This is a genomic window from Salaquimonas pukyongi, assembly GCF_001953055.1.
GTDB classification, from domain to species: Bacteria; Pseudomonadota; Alphaproteobacteria; order Rhizobiales; family Rhizobiaceae; genus Salaquimonas; species Salaquimonas pukyongi.
The window spans coordinates 2,218,838-2,238,466 of record NZ_CP019044.1 but is presented as its reverse complement, the minus strand read 5'-3'; the positions used below and the strand labels follow the sequence as shown (position 1 = coordinate 2,238,466).

The 19,629-nt window shown below is 58.6% G+C and carries 18 protein-coding genes; 14 read left to right on the top strand and 4 right to left on the bottom strand.

Going from position 1 to position 19,629, the window contains the following annotated elements:
• The first annotated feature begins 310 nt into the window (after positions 1 to 310).
• Both BVL55_RS10725 and BVL55_RS10720 read left to right on the top strand, forming a co-directional pair.
• The gene (locus BVL55_RS10725) at positions 311 to 883 is read left to right on the top strand and encodes a hypothetical protein (RefSeq protein WP_156892516.1); all 573 of its coding nucleotides are present in this window, start codon (positions 311 to 313) and stop codon (positions 881 to 883) included.
• A gap of 47 nt (positions 884 to 930) precedes the next feature.
• Complete coding sequence (locus tag BVL55_RS10720; protein ID WP_083649491.1) at positions 931 to 2,019, top strand: GGDEF domain-containing protein; 1,089 nt, start codon at positions 931 to 933, stop codon at positions 2,017 to 2,019.
• A gap of 25 nt (positions 2,020 to 2,044) precedes the next feature.
• Here BVL55_RS10720 and BVL55_RS10715 read toward each other — a convergent pair whose 3' ends face one another.
• The 4 genes from BVL55_RS10715 to BVL55_RS10700 form a co-directional block, all read right to left on the bottom strand.
• Positions 2,045 to 3,496, bottom strand: a complete 1,452-nt coding sequence (locus BVL55_RS10715) for an aldehyde dehydrogenase family protein (RefSeq protein WP_075996893.1) — start codon at positions 3,494 to 3,496, stop codon at positions 2,045 to 2,047.
• Between the two features lie 167 nt (positions 3,497 to 3,663).
• Positions 3,664 to 4,854, bottom strand: coding sequence for a 3-hydroxybenzoate 6-monooxygenase (locus BVL55_RS10710; RefSeq protein WP_075996892.1), 1,191 nt, complete (start codon positions 4,852 to 4,854; stop codon positions 3,664 to 3,666).
• A gap of 3 nt (positions 4,855 to 4,857) precedes the next feature.
• Positions 4,858 to 5,556, bottom strand: a complete 699-nt coding sequence (locus BVL55_RS10705) for a fumarylacetoacetate hydrolase family protein (RefSeq protein WP_075996891.1) — start codon at positions 5,554 to 5,556, stop codon at positions 4,858 to 4,860.
• On the bottom strand, positions 5,553 to 6,590 hold the full coding sequence (locus BVL55_RS10700) for a cupin domain-containing protein (protein WP_075996890.1): 1,038 nt from the start codon (positions 6,588 to 6,590) through the stop codon (positions 5,553 to 5,555). The genes BVL55_RS10705 and BVL55_RS10700 overlap by 4 nt, the downstream gene beginning before the upstream one ends.
• 152 nt (positions 6,591 to 6,742) lie before the next feature.
• On the opposite strand from BVL55_RS10700, the gene BVL55_RS10695 reads away from it, so the two are divergent.
• The 12 genes from BVL55_RS10695 (at position 6,743) to BVL55_RS10640 (ending at position 19,625) form a co-directional block, all read left to right on the top strand.
• A complete protein-coding gene (locus tag BVL55_RS10695) occupies positions 6,743 to 7,216 on the top strand; it encodes a MarR family winged helix-turn-helix transcriptional regulator (RefSeq protein WP_244530487.1) in 474 nt (157 codons plus the stop codon).
• 282 nt (positions 7,217 to 7,498) lie between these two features.
• Positions 7,499 to 8,536, top strand: coding sequence for a TRAP transporter substrate-binding protein (locus tag BVL55_RS10690; protein ID WP_075996889.1), 1,038 nt, complete (start codon positions 7,499 to 7,501; stop codon positions 8,534 to 8,536).
• 169 nt (positions 8,537 to 8,705) lie between these two features.
• Positions 8,706 to 9,254, top strand: a complete 549-nt coding sequence (locus tag BVL55_RS10685; RefSeq protein ID WP_205410784.1) for a TRAP transporter small permease — start codon at positions 8,706 to 8,708, stop codon at positions 9,252 to 9,254.
• Entirely contained in the window at positions 9,251 to 10,573 is a 1,323-nt protein-coding gene (locus tag BVL55_RS10680) for a TRAP transporter large permease (RefSeq protein ID WP_075996887.1), read from the top strand. Before BVL55_RS10685 ends, BVL55_RS10680 begins: the two co-directional genes overlap by 4 nt.
• A 36-nt stretch (positions 10,574 to 10,609) precedes the next feature.
• Positions 10,610 to 12,142: a benzoate-CoA ligase family protein gene (locus BVL55_RS10675; RefSeq protein ID WP_075996886.1), complete on the top strand. Its 1,533-nt coding sequence runs from the start codon at positions 10,610 to 10,612 to the stop codon at positions 12,140 to 12,142.
• Between the two features lie 12 nt (positions 12,143 to 12,154).
• Positions 12,155 to 13,444, top strand: coding sequence for an alpha/beta fold hydrolase (locus tag BVL55_RS10670; RefSeq protein ID WP_075996885.1), 1,290 nt, complete (start codon positions 12,155 to 12,157; stop codon positions 13,442 to 13,444).
• Positions 13,445 to 13,564: 120 nt separating this feature from the next.
• Positions 13,565 to 15,223 carry a 2,3-epoxybenzoyl-CoA dihydrolase gene (gene boxC, locus BVL55_RS10665; protein ID WP_156892515.1) on the top strand — a complete coding sequence of 553 codons (1,659 nt, stop codon included), beginning with the start codon at positions 13,565 to 13,567 and terminating at the stop codon, positions 15,221 to 15,223.
• Between the two features lie 51 nt (positions 15,224 to 15,274).
• Positions 15,275 to 16,720 (top strand): benzoyl-CoA 2,3-epoxidase subunit BoxB, encoded by a 1,446-nt coding sequence (gene boxB / locus BVL55_RS10660; RefSeq protein ID WP_075996884.1) that lies wholly within the window; start codon positions 15,275 to 15,277, stop codon positions 16,718 to 16,720.
• Between the two features lie 7 nt (positions 16,721 to 16,727).
• Positions 16,728 to 17,084, top strand: coding sequence for a VOC family protein (locus BVL55_RS10655; protein ID WP_075996883.1), 357 nt, complete (start codon positions 16,728 to 16,730; stop codon positions 17,082 to 17,084).
• Entirely contained in the window at positions 17,081 to 18,268 is a 1,188-nt protein-coding gene (gene boxA / locus BVL55_RS10650) for a benzoyl-CoA 2,3-epoxidase subunit BoxA (protein WP_075996882.1), read from the top strand. Before BVL55_RS10655 ends, boxA begins: the two co-directional genes overlap by 4 nt.
• 11 nt (positions 18,269 to 18,279) lie before the next feature.
• Entirely contained in the window at positions 18,280 to 18,708 is a 429-nt protein-coding gene (locus BVL55_RS10645) for an acyl-CoA thioesterase (protein WP_075996881.1), read from the top strand.
• The gene (locus BVL55_RS10640; protein ID WP_075996880.1) at positions 18,705 to 19,625 is read left to right on the top strand and encodes a helix-turn-helix transcriptional regulator; all 921 of its coding nucleotides are present in this window, start codon (positions 18,705 to 18,707) and stop codon (positions 19,623 to 19,625) included. The genes BVL55_RS10645 and BVL55_RS10640 overlap by 4 nt, the downstream gene beginning before the upstream one ends.
• Positions 19,626 to 19,629 lie beyond the last annotated feature (4 nt).

Below are 19,629 nucleotides of genomic sequence, written 5' to 3'. Positions count from 1 at the left end.
GTGGTTTTCTCCGGGAATGTTCTGTCGGGACGGGCCGGACCTGGCTCGATGACGCCGGGGGCCTGCCCTAGCATGGTTCGCCGGTGGGGCGCCAATGGGCATAGCGGTCAGCTTTCTGACAATCGAGTCAAGCTTTCTTAACCTCTATAAGCGATGCTCGGCGGTGAATGCGGCAGATTTCTGAGGTATGACGCCGTTCCGCATTCGCGGCCTTGCGCCCGCATGTCTTTCCCAAATTCAAAGCAGACACCCTTTCGCGGCAGATTTCGTGTGCGAGGGGAGTTGTTGCGATTAATTGCCGGACAAGGAAATGGCCAAGAATAATACGCCTGAGAAAGGCGCTCCAAAGTCAAAAGCCAAACTGTTCACCATGGTCTCGCTCGCATTTGTGGCCGGCGCCCATCTGGCTGCGCTGGTTGTGACCATGGCGGCATTCCATCTTTCCCTTTTTGGCATGTATATCAGCCTCTACAGCGGCGGTCTTCTGGCTGCCGGGCTGATGATTGCATTCTCGTTTCTTGCCGTGCTCGGATTTTTGAAAGCTGCTGGCGCGCGCAACGCCGAGCAAACGGCACGTATCGAAACGGTAAAGACCGAAATCGAGGCGATGCTCAAGGAGAACAACACCAAGTTTTCTTCGTCGGTCGGTGAAATCGAAAAGAAGATCGATCAGTTTCTGGGCGAAAACTATGCTCGCCTGGAAAAGGAAAACGAGAAAATGCGCGCCGAACTCGACGATCTGCAGAAAACGGGAATGGAAGACGTCAATTCAGAGAATGCCACCTTGCGGCTTGAAAACAGCAATCTGCAGGAAATGATCACCCAGTGGGCCATCAACTCTGTTGACGGCAAGGTCAAGCAGCCTTCCCTCGAAGTAGCGTGAGCGCTCCAGACAACCCAGGCAGCGGGCCCAGTAGCGGGCGGAGGAACATGTCGACAGTCTCTCAAAATTTGAACTTCTGCGACAGCATCAGCGATCGCAATGCGAGTTCCTTGTTATGCGACTACAAGGAGTATTTCCTGATATCCTCCATCTCGCGGAAGGTTCTGGAAATATCGCACAAGCAGAAGACGCCGCTCATCCCGATCGTCTACGATATCTGGTACAATTACCTTAAAGGTGAAAACCAGGCGCTGGTCAGGCACATCAATCAGTTCATCGAGAGCAAGAAACCGCTCAGCCTGATGGATCTTGATCACATTCATTCGGAGTTTCTCGACACTCCGGATTTGCGCGAAAAACAGATTGCCGATGCAACCTCATCGCTGGGCGGTGAGGTTACCGATGTTCTGACGGTCATCGACAGCCATCTGTCGAAATGCGGCGATTATTCTGAATCCCTGCGTGAGACGACCGATACGCTGCACAAGGCGGACGGCCTGGACGATATCAAGAAGGCGGTGGATTGCCTGGTCTCGCACAGCGAGTCGATCCAGTCCGATACCGAGCAATTGCGCTCGGCGCTGAACCGTTCGCGCGAAGAGATCGAAAGCCTGCAGGAAGCGCTTGACGAGGCACGCCGAAACGAACTGATTGATCCGCTGACCAACATCGCCAACCGCCGTGCACTGGAGCGCAGGCTGGAGGAGATGACAGGAAGCCAGCGCTCTGCAGATCGCGATTTCTGCGTCATCATTGCCGACATTGACCACTTCAAGAGCATCAATGACGGCCACGGCCATCTGATCGGTGACGAGGTGTTGCGCTATTTCGCAGGTCTCATCCACAAGAATGTGCGCAAGGAGGATCTGGCTGCCCGGTATGGCGGCGAGGAGTTCGCGATCATTCTTGTCGGCTGCAGCGTAGAGGAGGCCCACAAGCGTGCCGAAATCATGCGCTCGGAGCTTGAGAAGGTGAAGCTGGTGATCAAGGATACCAAGCAGGAGGTGGGAAAGATCACCGCCTCCTTCGGCATCGCCCGCTACCGCGAGGGAGATGATCATCTAAGTGTTCTTGGACGGGCTGATGAAAACCTCTACAAGGCCAAACAGTCCGGCAGAAACCGGGTCGCTGCCTGACGCTCACCAGATCGGCAAACCTGGATCAACCGAGTTTGATGGCTACGTTCTTGGTCTGCACGTAGTTCCACAGTGCCTCGCGGCCCTTTTCCCTTCCATATCCCGACTTGCCATAGCCGCCGAACGGGGTTTCAACCCCGCCTGCGAACCATTCGTTGACGAAGACCTGGCCCGCGCGCAGTTTGGCAGCTGCCCGGGTGGCGCGGTCAAGATCACGGGTGAATACCCCGCCAACCAGGCCGTAAGGGGTGCCGTTGGCAATGTTGATTGCCTCGTTTTCATCGGAAAACTTCAACACGCTCAGCACCGGGCCGAAGACTTCCTCATTGGCGATGGTCATATCCGGTGCAACGCCCGTCATCACGGTCGGCTCAAGGAAAAAGCCGGGCTGGTTCATCTTGTGGCCGCCGGTAACAGCAGACGCGCCCTGGCGAATTGCCTCGCCGACCATGCCTTCGGCCCGGTCGCGCTGTCTTTGCGATACCATGGCACCCATGTTGGGGCCGAATTCATCCCGCTCGATGCCCGGGCCAACGGACAGCGATTTTGCAAGCGCCGTTACCCGGTCGACCAGTTCGTCATGCTGACTTTCATGGACGATCACCCGGCTCATGGCCGAGCACACCTGCCCGGCATTGAAATAGATGCCCCAGCGCACATCGTTCATGAAGGCGTCGAGGTCGGCATCGTCGTGAACGATGGCCGCTGACTTGCCGCCAAGTTCCAATACGCAGGGAACGACATTGCCGGCAGCGGCGGTGGCGATGGCGATGCCCGTGGGCACTGAACCGGTGAAGACGATCTGGTTTATGTCGGGATGGGCTGCGAGCGCGGCGCCTGCCTCCTGGCCGTGGCCGCACAGGATGTTGACAGCGCCGGCGGGCAGGCCAACCTGTTCGGCTGCCTCGGCAAAGAAGCGGTTCGTCAGCGGATCAAGTTCCGGTGTCTTGATGACGCAGCTATTGCCCGTCGCAAGCGCGGCGGAAAGAGAGCGTGCCGTCATCTCCAGCGGATAGTTCCACGGAATGATCTGGGCCGATACGCCGAAGGGCTCATAAAGCGTGAAGTCAAAGTAACCGGCACCGAGCGGGATCGAGCGTCCTTCCACGGTTTCGGCCTGATTGCCGTAATATTCGAAATACCGGGCAGCGCCTTCGACCTCGATGCGAGCTTCCCAGAGGGGTTTGCCGGATTCAAGCGTCAGGACCGGGGCAATCTCATCGATTTTGGAAAGCAGGTAATCGCCCATGGCGCGCACCATGCGGCCGCGTTCGACCGGTCGCATGGCAGCCAGCACACCGCTTTGGTGAACCCGCCGGGCTGCTGCCACCGCGCGATCGACATCTTCTGCGCTTGCAACAGCCTGCTCGGCCAGCGCCTTGCCGGTGCCGGGATTATCAACGGTCAGGCGGCCGGCGCCGCCATCAACGAATTTGCCGTCGATGTAATTCTGCCAATATGGCCTGATGGCGCTCATCTAATTGCTCCGAAGTTTGCCGATTGTTTGTTTGGGCCGGTCTTACTTTCATGTTTATCCGCCGATTTCATGGGCAGGAGGCGACGCGGCGTGTCGGAAATGGGGTGAACCAAAAAAGGACAGGGTGTTGGAACCCGGACATCTGGAGGTTGCCACCGGCTGCAGTGTCAGTTGTCACCGCAGCCTGACCCGGCCGAGCCATAAATCCATTGCAGGGCATCATACCAGTCCCCGGCGGTTTTCGTTCGCATGAAGGCGTTGCGCAATTCGGCATGGGCCCCGGAAGGGTGATAGATATGGTTGCCGATTTCCCGCGATTGCAGTTGCACCCTGGCGGTGCGCAGATAGCGCTTTTGCTGATAGGCGACCATTGCCGCTTCCCAGTTGCTGCTGTTTCCCAGCTCTGCGGAAAGACACACGGCATCCTCCATCGCCATGCAGGCGCCCTGGGCAAAGTATTGCAGCATGGGATGGGCTGCATCGCCGAGCAGCGCCACCCGCCCCTCAACCCAGTTGGAGACCGGTTCACGGTCGCACAGGACCCACAGCTTCCAGTCACTGCCCCGGTCGATGATCTGGCGGGCAAGCGGGCAGACATGTTCAAATCCGATGCGAACTTCGTCATGGGTGGCGGGTTTGCCGGCCACAGGTTCCGGCGCGTCGTTGTGAAAGGTGACGACCAGATTGAAGAACTTCCAGCCGGACAGGGGATAGTGCACGATATGGCATTTTGGCCCGGCCCAGAGGGTTGCTGCGTTCCAGCGCAAATCCTCCGGCATGTCGTCTGCCGGGATTACCGAGCGATAAGTCGTATGGCCGGATACCCGCGGGTTGCCATCTGAAACAAGTTGCCTGCGCACGTTTGACCACAAGCCATCGGCACCGATGAGTGCTGATCCGCTGATGCGGCTGCCATCGGCAATCTCGACGGTTACCGTGGTTCCATCCTGCTCATAGGCGACAACTTCGCTGGCGGTGGCAAGTTCAACGAGGTGGTGGCTGCGGCAGGCCTCAAGGAAGACACCGTGCAAATCGCCGCGATGGACCACGGCGTAGGGGTTTCCAAAGCGCCGGCGAAAATCGTCACCCAGGGGGATTGCGGTGATTTGTTCGCCGCTCAGGGCATCCATCAGCCGCAAGCTGTCGATATAAACCGCCATTTTGCGCGCTGCATCGCCGATCCCCAGAAAGTCGAAGGCATGAAAGGCATTCGGGCCGAGTTGAATGCCGGCGCCGATTTCGCCCAGGCTGGCGGATTTTTCCAGCACCAGGGAAGCGATGCCGTGGCGGGCAAGCCCCATGGCGGTGGCCAGACCGCCAATGCCGCCGCCGGCAATCAGAATGCGTTCGTTGCTCAAGGCTTATTCCGGGTCGCTCAGCGTCAGTTCGACCGGCGCCAGGCCGTCAATGCGGCCCTCAATGTAATCGCCGGCAACGACCGGGCCAACTCCCGCGGGCGTGCCGGTCAGGATGATGTCTCCGGGTGAAAGGTGATAGAACCCGGACAGATGGCTGACGATTTCGTCTGCTTTCCAGATCATTTCATCAAGGCTGGCATTCTGCCGGGTTTCGCCGTTCACGGTAAGGCTGATCGCCTTGCCGGCGAGGCCGGAGAACGCCGAAGCAGGGGTGATTTCAGCAATGACGGCAGAGTGTTCCACGTCCTTGCCGAGGTCCCAGGGTCTTTTCTTTTCCCGTTCGGCCATCTGCAGGTCGCGGCGGGTCATGTCGAGGGCGCAGGCATAGCCGTAGATCGCGGCCATGGCTTCATTGCGATCTGCGCGAAAGACCGGCTTGCCGATTGCCAGCGCAAGCTCCACCTCGTGATGATAGTTTTCCGTACCAGGCGGATAGGGCACCCTGGAGCCGTTGGCCGCATGGGCCGCCGGTGCCTTGGTGAAATAGAAAGGGGCGTCGCGGTCGACTGTCATCCCCATTTCCCTTGCATGGGCCACATAGTTCCGCCCAACGCAGAAAATCCGGTTTACAGGATAGTGCGCCGTTTCACCCGCCACGGGAATGCCGGGGGTTTTAAAGGGCGGGAAAAGAAAACTGCTCATCGCGGGCGTTCCTCATAGTAGCGCAGGCGATCCTGCAAGGGGCGGTCGTGAATGTGAACCAGGAAGGATTCCTGTGTTGCGTGGTGATCGACTGCAGCAAAGACGGGAGCCGAAAATGTATCCTTCGCTTTCCAGTCAACCGCCTGGCCGTCAATTGTGGTGGTGCCGGTTCCCTTGACGACATGAAAAACGCCGGAGGTCGAGCGGCGGGGCGGGCTTGCCTTCTGGCCCTTCCGCAACATCATGGCGGTAAAACCCATGGTTGGCAGTACGTCTTCGCCGGTTTCCGGATTGACGTAGTCGAGTTCGGCAAGCTCTCCATTGCCGTATCGGGCCATTTCGCGCAAGGCCTCCTCGGTTCGCTTCCAGGGATAGCGCATCATGGGGTAACGGCGCGGTTGGATTGCGGGTCTGCGGGCGGGAGCCAGGCCACTGGCGCGATATTCCACCTGGCTTGCGTCGGGGCGGTTGCGCTGTGCCTGGAGCTCGGATTCAACAGCGTATGATCCTTCCAGGTAAACAAAGAGCGGCAGATCAAGTGCATCCAGCCAGATGACCGGTTCATCACCATCATGGCCGTGATCGTGCCATTCGCCGCCCGGTGTCAGCACCAGATCGCCTTCTTCCATGGGCAGTTTTTCGCCGTCGACAACGGTGTAGCCGCCTTTGCCCTCGACCACGATGCGTACCGCCGATGGTGTGTGCTTGTGAGCAGGGGCTGTTTCACCCGGCAGGAGAAGCTGCAGGCCGATATAGATGGAAGCGGTGGCCTGCATGGCACCAGCGCCCCGGCCGGGATCCGAAAGGACGAGAACCCGCCGCTCGGCCTTTTCAACCGGGGTGAGTTCTCCGGCTTTCAGCAGCAGGGGGCGCAGTCTGGAATACTCCCAGTGGCCCGGACGGGTCGCCGGCCTGGGTGCATCGTGTGGCAGGACATTCCGCATCATTGGCCATAGGGGGGCAGCGCCCGCTTCGCTCAGTGCGTCACGGTAGTCCTGCGGCAATTCTTCCAGAGTACCCAGCTTGGCGGACATGGCGCGTTCCTTTCGCCTGATCAATATTGATAAGTGTGCTTACTGTTAGTATGCTTGTCAACCGGAATCCGGATGTCTAGTGTCCCGGACTACTGAATGAACAACAGCCATTACGGTGAGGCCGGAGACGGCACAGGTCAGGGAGGCGGCGTTTGGAGATCTATGAAATGCCGGGGCATCTGATCCGGCGCATGCAGCAGATCGCGGTTTCCATCTTTGCAGACCGGATCGCCAAAGCGGGGCACGACATAACACCGGTGCAGTTTGCCTGTCTCAATGCCCTTGAGGCCCATCCGGGCATCGACCAGGCAACCCTTGCCGGCATGATTGCCTATGACCGTGTGACCATTGGCGGGGTGGTCGACCGCCTTGAAGGCAAAGCGCTGGTTACCCGCGCGGTCAACAAGAATGACCGGCGCTCCCGGGTGTTGAAGCTGACGCAAGCCGGGCAGGATTTGTTGTTGCAGGTAAGGCCTGCCGTGCGCCGCATACAGGGCGACATTCTTCAGGGGCTGAGCAGCGAGGAGGCAGACCGGTTTGTAGAGCTGCTGCAAAAGGCTGCCAATGCCGCAGAAGGCGAAAGCCGCGCCCCGTTCCGGCCGCGCAAACCGAACAAGCACGACTAGGGTGTACGGGAAGCGCCGTATCTGCAAGATAGTGCATATTGAATTTGACCTGCAGCGCCGTTTGGTATGATATTGGTCCAAATTCGGGCTATTTTCGTCGACAGTCCTGTTTACCCTGCAAATTAATACGTATACGTATCATACTCGGACTTGAATCATGCCGCGGGTCCAGCTTACGGTGCCGGCATCGGGTAGCGAAACGAAAGCGACAGGTTTCCGGTCCTGGTAAGAGAGTGTTCCGGCGTGCGCTATAACGCGCGTTCCGATCGACGGAGGAGAAATATGAACAAGTTTATCAAAACCCTGGCGGGAGCCGCCATTGGCGCCCTGATGGTTTCGACGGCCATTTCTGCTGCTTTGGCGCAGGAAGTGACGTTGAAGCTGCATCAGTTCCTGCCGGCTCAGGCGAATGTTCCCAAACATGTTCTTGATGTGTGGGCGGACAATGTGGAGAAGGATTCGGAGGGCCGCATCAAGGTGGAGCGTTATCCATCGATGCAGCTGGGTGGAAAACCGCCGGAACTGATCGACCAGGCGATTGACGGCGTTGCGGATGTCGTCTGGACCGTGGTGGGGTATACGCCCGGCCGCTTCCCGCGGACCGAAGTATTCGAGCTTCCCTTCATGATGACGACGGCCGAGCCCGTGTCGCGCGCCTATTGGGAGATGTTCGAAAAATACATGAAGGATGAGGAATTCAAGGATGTCCACATCCTTGGTGCCTGGGTGCATGGCCCCGGCATGATCCACTCCGACAAACCGATCAAGGTTCCGTCCGATCTGAACGGCATGAAAATCCGCGGCGCCTCGCGTACGGTCAACATGCTGCTGGCAGAGCTTGGAGCCGAATCCGTCGGCATGCCGGTTCCTGCCGTTCCCGAAGCGCTGTCGAAAGGCGTCATCAACGGAACGACCATTCCATGGGAAGTGACCGCCGCCCTGAAGGTGCCGGAACTGGTGAAAAACCATACCGAGTTTACCGGTCAGGCGCTTTATTCGGTGACTTTCGTGCTGGCCATGAACAAGGCGAAGTATGAAAGCCTTCCGGACGACCTGAAGAAGGTGGTGGACGATAATTCCGGCATGGAATTTTCCGCCTTTGCCGGAAAAACACAGGAGTCCTTCGATGCACCTTCGCGTGAATTGGCGGTCAAGGCCGGCAATAACATCATCACGCTGACCGAGGAGGAAACCGCCACCTGGCGTGAGGCTGCACAGCCGGTCTACGACAAGTGGATCGCTGACATGGACTCCAAGGGCTATGACGGCAAGGCGCTGATCGAGGAAGCCCAGGCTCTCATCAAGAAGTATTCCGAGTAATCGGGAGGAGGGGCGGCGCTGGCCGCCCCTTCTGTTTTGTTGAACAGGGCAGGGCTCAGGTTGATGCCATTTTGCCGGTCTTAGGAAGGCCACCGGGCAAGACGGCAGGACTTGCAACTTCATTTACATGCGCAGGCTTGAATCCCTCATATACAGGATTGCAAAGGCCATGGCCTTTCTGGGCGGTGGCGTTTTGCTGTTGCTGGTGGCGATAACCTGCCTGAGCGTTGTCGGCCGCAATCTCAATAGCCTGGGGCATCTTCCGATTGTCGAGCAAATGGCGCCGGCACTGGCTGAGGCCCTTACCTCGCTGGGCAGCATCAATGGCGATTTCGAGCTGGTGGAAGCGGGCATCGCCTTTTCCATCATGGCCTTTTTTCCCTGGTGTCAGATTACAGGCAGGCACGCCACGGTGGATGTTCTGACTGCCTTTATCCCCGCCGGCATGAACCGGTTGCTCGACCTTTTGTGGGATTTGCTGTTTGCCGTGGTTATGGTGGTGATTACCTGGCGGCTCTATGTGGGGATGACCGACAAGATACGATATGGCGAAACCACCTTCATGATACAGTTTCCCATCTGGTGGGCCTTTGCCCTCTGCCTGCTTGCGGCGGTGGTTGCCACGCTGGTGACGGTTTATGTGGCGGTGCGCCGCATCGCAGCCTATCTGCCGGGTGGCGGGCAGGCACTGGGTGAAAACGGGGCGGGCAAATCGTGAGCAATTTCGATATCGGCCTTCTGTCGCTGCCTGTCCTGATGGTGCTGATTTTCCTGCGCATGCCGATCGGCCTCGCCATGCTGGTGGTGGGGCTGGGCGGCACGGCAATGATCACCGGCGGCTGGATCGTTGTGCTGGCAAAGCTCAAGACCGAGACGTTCACCACCTTTTCAAGCTATTCGCTATCCATAGTACCGCTGTTCTTGCTGATGGGACAGTTTGCAACCCTGGGCGGCATGTCGACCTCGCTGTTCAATGCTGCCGAAAGCTGGCTCGGCCATCGCCGGGGCGGCGTTGCGATGGCCGCGGTCGGTGCTTGTGCAGGGTTCGGCGCGATCTGCGGTTCGTCGCTTGCGACGGCAGCGACCATGGGCCAGGTGGCATTGCCCGAATTGCGGCGCTACGGCTATCCAGGCGGATTGTCGACGGCGACGCTGGCAGCCGGCGGTACGCTCGGCATCCTCATTCCGCCTTCGGTAGTGCTGGTGATCTATGCCATTCTCGCCGAGCAGAACATCGCCAAACTCTTCCTGGCCGCGTTTATTCCGGGCATCCTGGCGGCGGTCGGCTACATCGTCACCATCTCGATCTATATGCGGGTTTTCCCCAGCGCGGCACAGACCCGCGAGCGGATCCCCTACGCCCAGCGGTTCAAGGCGCTGTTTGATGTCTGGCCGGTGCTGCTGGTCTTTTTCCTGGTGGTGGGCGGTATTTATCTTGGCTGGTTCACGCCGACAGAGGCGGCTGCAATCGGTGCTGCAGGCACGGCAATCATTGCATGGGCAAACCGGGCGCTGACCTTTCAGAGCATTTCAGACTCGATCCTGGCGACGGCGTCCAGCACGGCGATGATCTTCCTGATTGTGCTTGGGGCAGGCTTCTTCAATGCCTTCCTGGCGCTGACCCAGGTACCGCAGGAGGTTTCCTCTCTCATCGTTTCGCAAGGCTACAGCCCATGGCTGGTGCTGACCATCATCCTGCTGCTCTATCTGGTATTCGGCTGCTTCATGGACAGCCTGTCGATGATCCTGCTGACCATTCCGATCTTCTTTCCGATCATCATGGAACTGGATTTCGGCCTGACAGCGGAAGAAACGGCGATCTGGTTCGGCATTCTCGTGCTGATCGTGGTCGAGGTCGGCTTGATAACGCCGCCAGTGGGCATGAACCTGTTCGTCATCAATTCGATGGAACGCGAAACACCGATTGTCGAAACCTACAAGGCGGTGATGCCATTCGTGGCTTCGGACATCATCCGCACCATCATTCTCGTGGTCTTCCCGGGGATCACGCTGTTCCTGCTGCGCCAGTTTTACTGAGCGGGTGATTTTCCGGCTTGTTGAGAAGGTCAGAACATGAGCAACCAGAATGCCGCTGCCTATTTCGTCGACCGCCATCTGGCAGAGGGCCGGGCGGAAAAGTCTGCCTTCATTGAAGCAGACGGGCAAAAGCGCTCCATCACTTATGGCGGGCTTGCAGCACAAAGCGACCGCATGGCAGCACTTTATGCCCGGCATGGCATCCGCCGGGAGGAGCGGGTTGCAATGCTGGTGCTGGACACGATCGAGTTTCCGGTAATCTTCTGGGGATCGCTTAAAGCGGGCGTGGTGCCGATTGCCATCAATACCCTGCTGGCAACCGATGTCTACGAGACCATTCTGCGCGACAGCAGGGCAACGGTGCTGTTTGTTTCCGCAGCGCTGCTTGATGTGGTGGTGCCGCTTGCCGGCAAGATCGAAACGTTGCAGCGCATTTTCGTGATTGGGGGTAAAGATCACAGCCATGCTGACTTTGCTGCCGAACTGGAGCAGTCGGAAGCTTTGCCAATGCTGGAAGCCAGCGCCGATGAAAGTGCCTTCTGGCTTTATTCCTCCGGCTCGACCGGCCAGCCCAAGGGGGTGCGGCATGTGCATGGCAGTCTGAAATTTACCGCCGATACCTATGGGGCGCAGGTTCTGGGAATCAAAGAGGAGGATGTTGTCTATTCGGCGGCCAAGTTCTTCTTTGCCTACGGGCTCGGCAATGCCATGAGCTTTCCCATGTCGGTGGGGGCAACGACGGTGATCCTGTCAGGCAGGCCGACGCCCGGCGGCGTGATCGACATCCTGAATACCCACAAACCGACCGTGTTCTGCGGCGTGCCGACGCTGTATGCGGCGCTGAATGCAACGCTTGAAACCGGCAGAGGAGAGATTACCACAAAGCTGCGGCGTTGCATTTCCGCCGGTGAGGCGCTGCCGGCGGAAGTGGGCAAGGGGTGGGAAAGCCACACCGGCTGCGAAATTCTGGACGGCGTGGGTTCGACGGAGATGCTGCACATCTTCCTGTCGAACCGCCCGGGTGAGGTGGCGTACGGAACGTCCGGGGTTGCCGTTCCGGGATATAAACTGCGTCTGGTGGATGAAAGCGGCGAAGCGGTTGGTGCCGGGGAGATCGGCGAATTGCTGGTCAATGGCAATTCGGCGGCTTCCGACTACTGGAACCAGCGCGACAAGAGCAGGGCAACTTTTGAAGGCGTATGGACACGCACCGGGGACAAATACGAGATGCGTGAGGACGGTCGCTACGTGTATTGCGGGCGTACCGATGACATGTTCAAGGTCAGCGGCATTTGGGTTTCGCCCTTTGAGGTGGAACAGGCACTGATTACCCATCCTTCTGTTCTGGAAGCGGCGGTGGTTCCCGCGCGCGACGAAGAGGACCTTGAAAAGCCGAAGGCCTTTGTGGTGCTCAAGGAGGGAGCGGCCATGGACGGTCTTGAAGAACAGCTCAAGGAACATGTGAAGCAATCGATCGGCAAGTGGAAGTATCCGCGCTGGATCGTGGTTGCCGATGATCTGCCCAAAACAGCGACGGGCAAAATCCAGCGCTTCAAGCTGCGTGGCTGAGATGGCCTGCCCATGACCCGGTTCGATTGGCAGGCAGGTGGGCCAGGCGCCATTGAAATCAATCAGGACCGTCTTGAATATGCCTGCCATGGCCCGCCGCCGGACAAGAAACCAACCATAATTCTTCTGCATGAGGGCCTTGGCTGTGTCGCCCTGTGGCGGGATTTTCCACAACGGCTTTCGCAGGCAACGGGCCTGGGCGTCTTTGCCTATTCGCGCGCCGGATACGGGCAATCCGATCCCGTCAGCCTGCCGCGGCCGCTCGATTACATGACGAGAGAAGCTGTTGATCTTCTGCCGGAACTGTTCGATGCAATTGGGGTCAAACGCTTCATCTTGCTCGGGCACAGCGATGGCGCGTCGATTGCCGCGGTGTATGCCGGCAACCGGAAAGATGCGCGGCTGGCCGGCGTGGTTCTGATTGCGCCGCACTTCTTCACAGAGCCGGAAGGTCTCGCTTCAATCCGGGCGGCGAAAGATGCCTATGAGAAAGGCGACCTTCGCAAGAAGCTGGGCCGCTATCACCGTGACCCCGACAATGCGTTTTACGGCTGGAACACTGCCTGGCTCGATCCCGGTTTTGAACGCTGGAACATTGCAGACGCAATCGATGGCTTTACCGTGCCGGTGCTCGCCATCCAGGGCAAAGAGGATCAATACGGCACCCTGGCGCAGGTTTACGAGATCGAAAAACGCAGCCCGTTGCCTGTGACGTTGAAAATCCTGCCTGGCTGCGGCCACGCTCCCCATCTGGAAAAGACGGAAGAGACGCTTGCGGCCATACAGGCGTTTGCGGATACGATTCTTGCAACCGATGGTAGTGTGCGGGAAAAATCCAATGCAATTCGGATTGCTGAAGACCTGCCCTTGCCCGATCATGCCCATCTGCCGGGCATTAATGCGCGCAGCGGGGACAGCGTGCTGGAAGAAGCCAAACAGCTTGCACCGGCACAAACCCGTTCGCGGGACTGGCAGGATAATGCTGCCTGGCTTTATGGCGTCAGGCTCCTTCGAGAGGGTTTTTACTGGGAAGCCCATGAAGTGCTTGAGACCGTCTGGATGAATGCTGCCCCCAACAGCCGCGAAAAGGCGCTGGTGCAGGCGCTGATCCATGGTGCCAATGCGCGCTTGAAACGCCGGCTCGGCATGTCCAATGCCGCAAGGCGGCTTGTGGCACTGAGCAAACAAGCCTGCGAGCGGGCGTATGAAGGCCAATGCGCATCGCTATTGGGTCTTGGCCGGAAGCGGGCCATCGGATTTTGCACAACTGTCGATGATGATGGCGAATTTGATTTCCAATAATGCGATATATTGCATATGTGTTGCAGGCACCACCAATTCCAATGAATAATAATGCTGTTTTATCTGGACTCAGATGGTCCTGACAGTACAGTAAGCATGCTATTTAATCTGAGAGGCCTAATGTCCAAGCGCATCGATTTCCAGACCAACCCATCGCAATACCGCCATTGGAAGGTCGAATATGACGGGCCTGTCGCCCGGCTGATCATGGATGTGGACGAAAAGGGCGGGCTGTTCGACGGTTACGAGCTCAAACTCAATTCCTACGATCTGAGCGTCGATATCGAGTTGGCCGATATTGTGCAGCGCATGCGGTTCGAGCATCCCGAAGTGGGCGCCGTTGTGATGCAATCCGGCAAGGACCGGGTATTTTGTGCCGGTGCCAACATCCGCATGCTGGGCGGTGCCACCCATGCCCACAAGGTCAATTTCTGCAAGTTCACCAATGAGACGCGCAATACCTATGAGCTGGCCGGGGAGGAATCCGGCCAGAGCTATATCTGCGCGGTAAAGGGTTCGTGCGCAGGCGGCGGATATGAGCTGGCGCTTGCCTGCGACTACATCATGCTGACGGATGATTCCTCGTCCGCCGTGGCGCTTCCCGAAGTGCCGCTGCTTGCCGTTCTGCCGGGCACCGGCGGGCTGACGCGGGTGACCGACAAGCGCAAGGTGCGGCGCGATCTGGCCGATGTCTTCTGCGCCATGGAAGAGGGAGTCCGCGGAAAGAAGGCGAAGGACTGGCGGCTGGTTGACGAGGTTGTGCCGAATTCGAAGTTCGATGAAGCAGTTGGTGAACGAGCAAGGGAATTTGCCGCCAATAACGCCACGGGCAAACCGGAAAAGGGCATTGAGCTGACGCCGCTCAAACGGTCCTTCGGGGAAGATTCGATCACCTATTCTGCGGTGGAAGTGGCGCTCGATCGCGATAATGGCGTGGCGACCATCACGCTTTCCGGCCCCGACACACAACTGCCGGCATCAACCGATGAGCTGGTGGCGCAGGGGGCGGACAACTGGATGCTGCGGCTTGCCCGCGAACTGGATGATGCCATTTTGCATCTGCGTCTCAACGAGCTAGAGACCGGGGTGCTGGTGTTCAAGTCCCAGGGCGATCGGGAAGGGGTTGCCGCGTTCGAGGGCTTCATGCTGGAGAATGCGGATTTCTGGCTTGCCCGCGAAATCCTGCTTTACTGGAAAAGGGTGCTGAAGCGCGTCGATGTCACCTCGCGCTCGCTGGTGGCCATGGTGGAAAACGGTTCGTGTTTTGCCGGTTTTCTTGCCGAACTGCTGTTTGCGGCAGATCGCAGCTACATGATGGAGGGCGAATTCGAGGGTGACAACCGTCCCGTTGCCGCGCTCACGCTGACGCAAGGCAATTTTGGCCCCTATCCCATGGCCAATGACCTGACCCGTCTTCAGACCCGCTTTCTGGGCGAGCCGGAGCAGGTGGAGACGGCAAAGGAACGGGTTGGCGAAGCGCTCGAAGCTGCCGAAGCTGCCGAACTGGGGCTTGTCACCTTTGCCTATGACGACATCGACTGGGAAGACGAAATCCGCATTTTTCTGGAAGAGCGGGCTTCCTTTTCGCCCGATGCGCTTACCGGCATGGAAGCCAATCTGCGCTTTGCCGGGCCAGAGACCATGGAAACGCGCATCTTCGGGCGGCTGACCGCCTGGCAGAACTGGATTTTCCAGCGCCCCAATGCGGTGGGCGAGAGCGGTGCGCTGCAGCGCTACGGCACCGGACTGCGCGGTGAATATGACAGGAAGCGGGTTTAAGGCCGCTGTGATTGCCTGCTGTGAAGGATTGAGAAATCAGGAGAACCGGAAATGCTTGATACCGTCGAATATGACACGCTGATCCCCAACAATGTCGGCCTGTCGACCGACCGGCGCGTGCTGAAGGCGCTGGAAAAATGGCATCCCGGCTACATCAACTGGTGGAACGATCTCATCCCGCAAAACTTTCAGGAAAGCCTGGTCTATCTGCGCACTGCCGTTAGCGTCGACCCCAAGGGCTGGGCGAAGTTCGACTATGTCAAAATGCCGGAATACCGCTGGGGTATCCTGCTTGCGCCGCAGGTGGAAGACCGCAAAATCCCCTGTGGCGAACATGCCGGTGATCCGGCTTGGCAGGAAGTGCCGGGTGAATACCGCGCCATGCTGCGCCGGCTGATCGTCATTCAGGGGGATACGGAACCTGCCTCGGTCGAGCAACAGCGCTTTCTCGGCCTTACCGCACCTTCGCTTTACGACATGCGCAACCTGTTCCAGGTCAATGTGGAAGAGGGGCGGCATCTTTGGGCCATGGTCTATCTGCTGCAGAAATATTTCGGTGCCGATGGCAGGGAAGAGGCCAACGACCTGCTGCGCCGGCAATCGGGTTCGGAGGAAGCACCGCGCATGCTGGGCGCCTTCAACGAGGAAACACCGGACTGGCTGTCCTTTTTCATGTTTACGTATTTTACCGATCGTGACGGCAAGATGCAGCTTGAAGCGCTGGCGCAATCGGGCTTCGATCCCCTGTCGCGCACCTGCCGTTTCATGCTGACGGAGGAAGCCCATCACATGTTCGTCGGCGAGACGGGCGTCGGGCGCACCATTCAGCGCACCTGCGAAGCGATGAAGGAGGCGGGGATTGAAGATCCTTACGAAACGGAAAAAATCCGTGCGCTTGGCGTCATCGACCTGCCGACAATCCAGAAGAAGCTGAACCTGCACTACACCTTGTCGCTTGACCTGTTCGGTCAGGAGGTTTCGACCAACGCCGCCAATTCATTCAATGCCGGAATCAAGGGCCGTTATATGGAGCACCGCCTTGACGATGACCACAAACTGCAGAACGACAGCTATGTGGTGTGGCAGCTTGAGGGCGATACGCCGGTCCAGCGGGAAGTTCCGGCATTGACCGCGATCAACATGCGCCTGCGCGATGATTATACGCGCGATGCGGCTGGCGGTGTTTCACGCTGGAACAAGGTCATAGAAAAGGCCGGTGTGGCCTTTGAAATGAAGTTGCCGCATGAATCCTTCAACCGCAGGATCGGTGTTTTTGCCGACAAGCCGTTCAGTCCGGAAGGCAAGCTGGTCAGCGGCGCTGAATATGACGAGGGCGTGAAAAACTGGCTGCCAACCCACGCCGACGGCGATTTCATCCAGTCGCTGATGAAGCCCTGTAGTGAGCCGGGCGAATATGCAAGCTGGATTGCGCCGCCCAAAGTGGGCATTGACAACAAGCCCGGCGATTTCGAATACGTCAAACTGCACATGGCATGAGGATTTGATGCAAAAGATTGCCGGTATTGGCGGTGTTTTTTTCCGCGCGAAGGACCCTGAAGCGCTTGCGCAGTGGTATCTCGATCATCTTGGCGTGGGGTTTGATCAGGGGAAGCCGTGGGTCCAGGAGTCTGGCCCAACGGTGTTCGCCCCATTCAAGGCTGATACGGATTATTTCGGGCCACACAACCAACAGTGGATGATCAATTTTCGGGTTACCGATCTGGACGCCTTGGTGAACCAGTTGAGGGCATCGGGAATCAATGTTGAAACCCGAGCCGAATGGGACAGCGAAATCGGACGCTTTGCACGAATTCATGACCCTGAAGGCAATCCGATCGAGTTGTGGGAACCTGCCAAATGACGGCCCCGGTCAAGCAGCACCTGATCGATCCGGAAATATGCATCCGCTGCTATACCTGCGAGATGACCTGCCCGATCGAGGCGATTACCCACAATGACAACAATGTTGTGGTCGATTTCGACACGTGCAATTTCTGCATGGACTGTATCCCCGTCTGTCCGACGGGTTCCATCGATGAGTGGCGGGTGGTGAGCGAGCCTTATTCGCTCGATCAGCAATTCGAGTGGACGGAACTGCCTGACCAGGAAGAGTTTGCCGACGGCGCCAGTGAGGAGACAAGCGGGCTGGAGGCGCTCGATGATGCCATGGCGAAGCTGCTGGCCGAAGCGCATGCAGGCGCCGGCGGCAAGTCGAAGGCTCCGGCCAGCGCGTCAAAGGCAAGCATCAACCTTTATACGCTCGCCAGGCCGGCCGAGGTTACCGTGCAGGGCAATTACCGGCTCACCGCCGATGAAGACCACGACGTGCGACACATCATTCTGGATGCGGGCGGATTGCCGTTTCCGCTGCTGGAAGGCCAGTCGGTGGGGATCATCGCGCCGGGGGTGGGTGATGACGGCAAGCCGCATCTTCCGCGACTTTATTCGATATCCTCCCCGAGAAGCGGCGAGCGGCCGAACTACAATAATTTCTCCCTGACCGTGAAGCGGGAGGCAAAGGGCGTTTGTTCCAATTATGTGTGCGACCTGAAACCCGGCGACAAGGTGAGCGTCACCGGCCCGTTCGGCTCCACCTTCCTGATGCCCAACGATCCGGCCGCACGGTTGCTGATGATCTGTACCGGCACCGGTTCGGCGCCCTTCCGCGCCTTTACCATGCAGCGTCAGCGCAGCGGGGCGACCGGTGACATGACACTGGTTTTCGGTGCGCGCACGGCAGATGCGCTGCCCTATTTTGGACCGTTGAAGAAAGTGCCGGCCGAGGTCTTGAAAAAGCACCTGGTCTTCAGCCGAGAGAAGGACAAGCCCAGGCGCTATGTCCAGGACGAGTTGCGGGAGATGGAAGATCAGATCGTCGATCTGATCCAGGACCCCGCCACCCATGTTTACATTTGCGGCTTGCGGGCAATGGAAGAAGGGGTTGAGGCCGCGCTTGAGAACATTGCCGAAAGCACCGGGCGCGCCTGGAAGGAAATCAGGGATGTCATGCGCGGCGAAGGCCGCTACCACGTGGAGACCTATTAGAGCAGGAGTAAATGAAGCCGTTTGTTCATGAAATACGCGTCCGCTGGGCGGACTGCGATCCTGCGAAGATCGTCTATACCGGCAACATTCCCATGTTTGCCCTGGAGGCAATCGAGGCATGGTGGGAGGCTCATCTGGGTGCCGACTGGTATCGCATGAACATCGACCGCGACATCGGCACGCCGTTTGTCCACCTGTCGGTGGATTTCCGTTCGCCGGTGACGCCCAGGCATCTGCTGGAATGTTCCGTGGCGCCGCTTCGTATCGGGGAAAGCTCGATCCGCTTTCGTGTCATTGGCCGGCAGGATGGCACTGTCTGTTTTGAAGGAGAGTTCGTGGAAGTCTTCGTGGCAGCGCAGGCGCACCAGAAAATCCCTGTGCCGGCTGAATTCCGCGACAGTCTGGAGGCGCTGGTTACAGCAGCGCAGCAGGGATCATGAGACCATCCGGCCTGCACAAGGATGCTTCCGGCAAAGCCGGTACCGGACAGCACAAGCAGGCAGAAATGGACCAGGCCGTTGATGAACTGATCATCAGGGTTGGCGAGCGTGTGCGGCGGTTTCGGTCAGAGCGCAGCATGCCGAGGCGGGAACTTGCCCAGCTATCGGGTCTTTCGGAACGCTATCTGGCGCAACTGGAATCGGGACAGGGCAACATCTCCATCGGGTTGTTGCAGAAGGTCGCGCTGGCGCTGACGCTGCCGATAGAGGCCTTTGTGCGTGAGGCGGAAGAGGAAGTGCCGGTGCATCTGGCAAAGCTGTTTTGCCGGGCGCCGGAAGACATACAGGCATCGGTGTATGAACTGCTTTCTTCCAGCCGCTTTGAGGAAAAGCGGGCACGGCGCATCTGCCTGCTCGGTTTGCGCGGCGCAGGCAAGTCCACGCTTGGCAAGCTTGCTGCAGAGCGTCTTGGCATGCCGTTCAAGGAACTCAATCACGAGATCGAAAAGCAGAGCGGGCTTGCCATCGGCGAATTCATCGCGCTGTACGGGCAAGAAGGTTACCGCCAGCTTGAGCAGCGGGGCATTGAGCGGATCATCGATGAAAACGACAGCATCCTGCTGGCGGCAGCCGGCGGGATCGTTGCCGACCCGCAAACCTTTGCCATGGTGCTGGACAATTTCCACACGGTCTGGCTGCGTGCAACTGCCGATGAGCACATGGCCAGGGTCAAGAAACAGGGCGATACCCGGCCCATGGCCGGAAATCCCAAGGCGATGGAAGAACTCAAGTCGATCCTCACCGACCGGGAAGCAGCTTATGCCCGCGCTGCCCGCAAGGTGGACACCAGCGGCAGGAGCCTTGATCAAAGCCTTGCAGATCTGCTCGATGCGATCCACTCGCTCCAGGCCGTATAGGGCC

Bases quoted from the DNA above. Each gene is read 5' to 3' on its own strand.
- BVL55_RS10685 (WP_205410784.1), top strand. From the start codon at position 8,706: ATGGCCTTTCTGGGCGGTGGCGTTTTGCTGTTGCTGGTGGCGATAACC.
- BVL55_RS10700 (WP_075996890.1), bottom strand. From the start codon at position 6,590: ATGTCCGCCAAGCTGGGTACTCTGGAAGAATTGCCGCAGGACTACCGT.
- BVL55_RS10705 (WP_075996891.1), bottom strand. From the start codon at position 5,556: ATGAGCAGTTTTCTTTTCCCGCCCTTTAAAACCCCCGGCATTCCCGTG.
- BVL55_RS10655 (WP_075996883.1), top strand. From the start codon at position 16,728: ATGCAAAAGATTGCCGGTATTGGCGGTGTTTTTTTCCGCGCGAAGGAC.
- BVL55_RS10720 (WP_083649491.1), top strand. From the start codon at position 931: ATGTCGACAGTCTCTCAAAATTTGAACTTCTGCGACAGCATCAGCGAT.
- BVL55_RS10670 (WP_075996885.1), top strand. From the start codon at position 12,155: ATGACCCGGTTCGATTGGCAGGCAGGTGGGCCAGGCGCCATTGAAATC.
- boxC (WP_156892515.1), top strand. From the start codon at position 13,565: ATGTCCAAGCGCATCGATTTCCAGACCAACCCATCGCAATACCGCCAT.
- BVL55_RS10645 (WP_075996881.1), top strand. From the start codon at position 18,280: ATGAAGCCGTTTGTTCATGAAATACGCGTCCGCTGGGCGGACTGCGAT.
- BVL55_RS10725 (WP_156892516.1), top strand. From the start codon at position 311: ATGGCCAAGAATAATACGCCTGAGAAAGGCGCTCCAAAGTCAAAAGCC.
- BVL55_RS10715 (WP_075996893.1), bottom strand. From the start codon at position 3,496: ATGAGCGCCATCAGGCCATATTGGCAGAATTACATCGACGGCAAATTC.
- boxB (WP_075996884.1), top strand. From the start codon at position 15,275: ATGCTTGATACCGTCGAATATGACACGCTGATCCCCAACAATGTCGGC.
- boxA (WP_075996882.1), top strand. From the start codon at position 17,081: ATGACGGCCCCGGTCAAGCAGCACCTGATCGATCCGGAAATATGCATC.
- BVL55_RS10640 (WP_075996880.1), top strand. From the start codon at position 18,705: ATGAGACCATCCGGCCTGCACAAGGATGCTTCCGGCAAAGCCGGTACC.
- BVL55_RS10690 (WP_075996889.1), top strand. From the start codon at position 7,499: ATGAACAAGTTTATCAAAACCCTGGCGGGAGCCGCCATTGGCGCCCTG.
- BVL55_RS10675 (WP_075996886.1), top strand. From the start codon at position 10,610: ATGAGCAACCAGAATGCCGCTGCCTATTTCGTCGACCGCCATCTGGCA.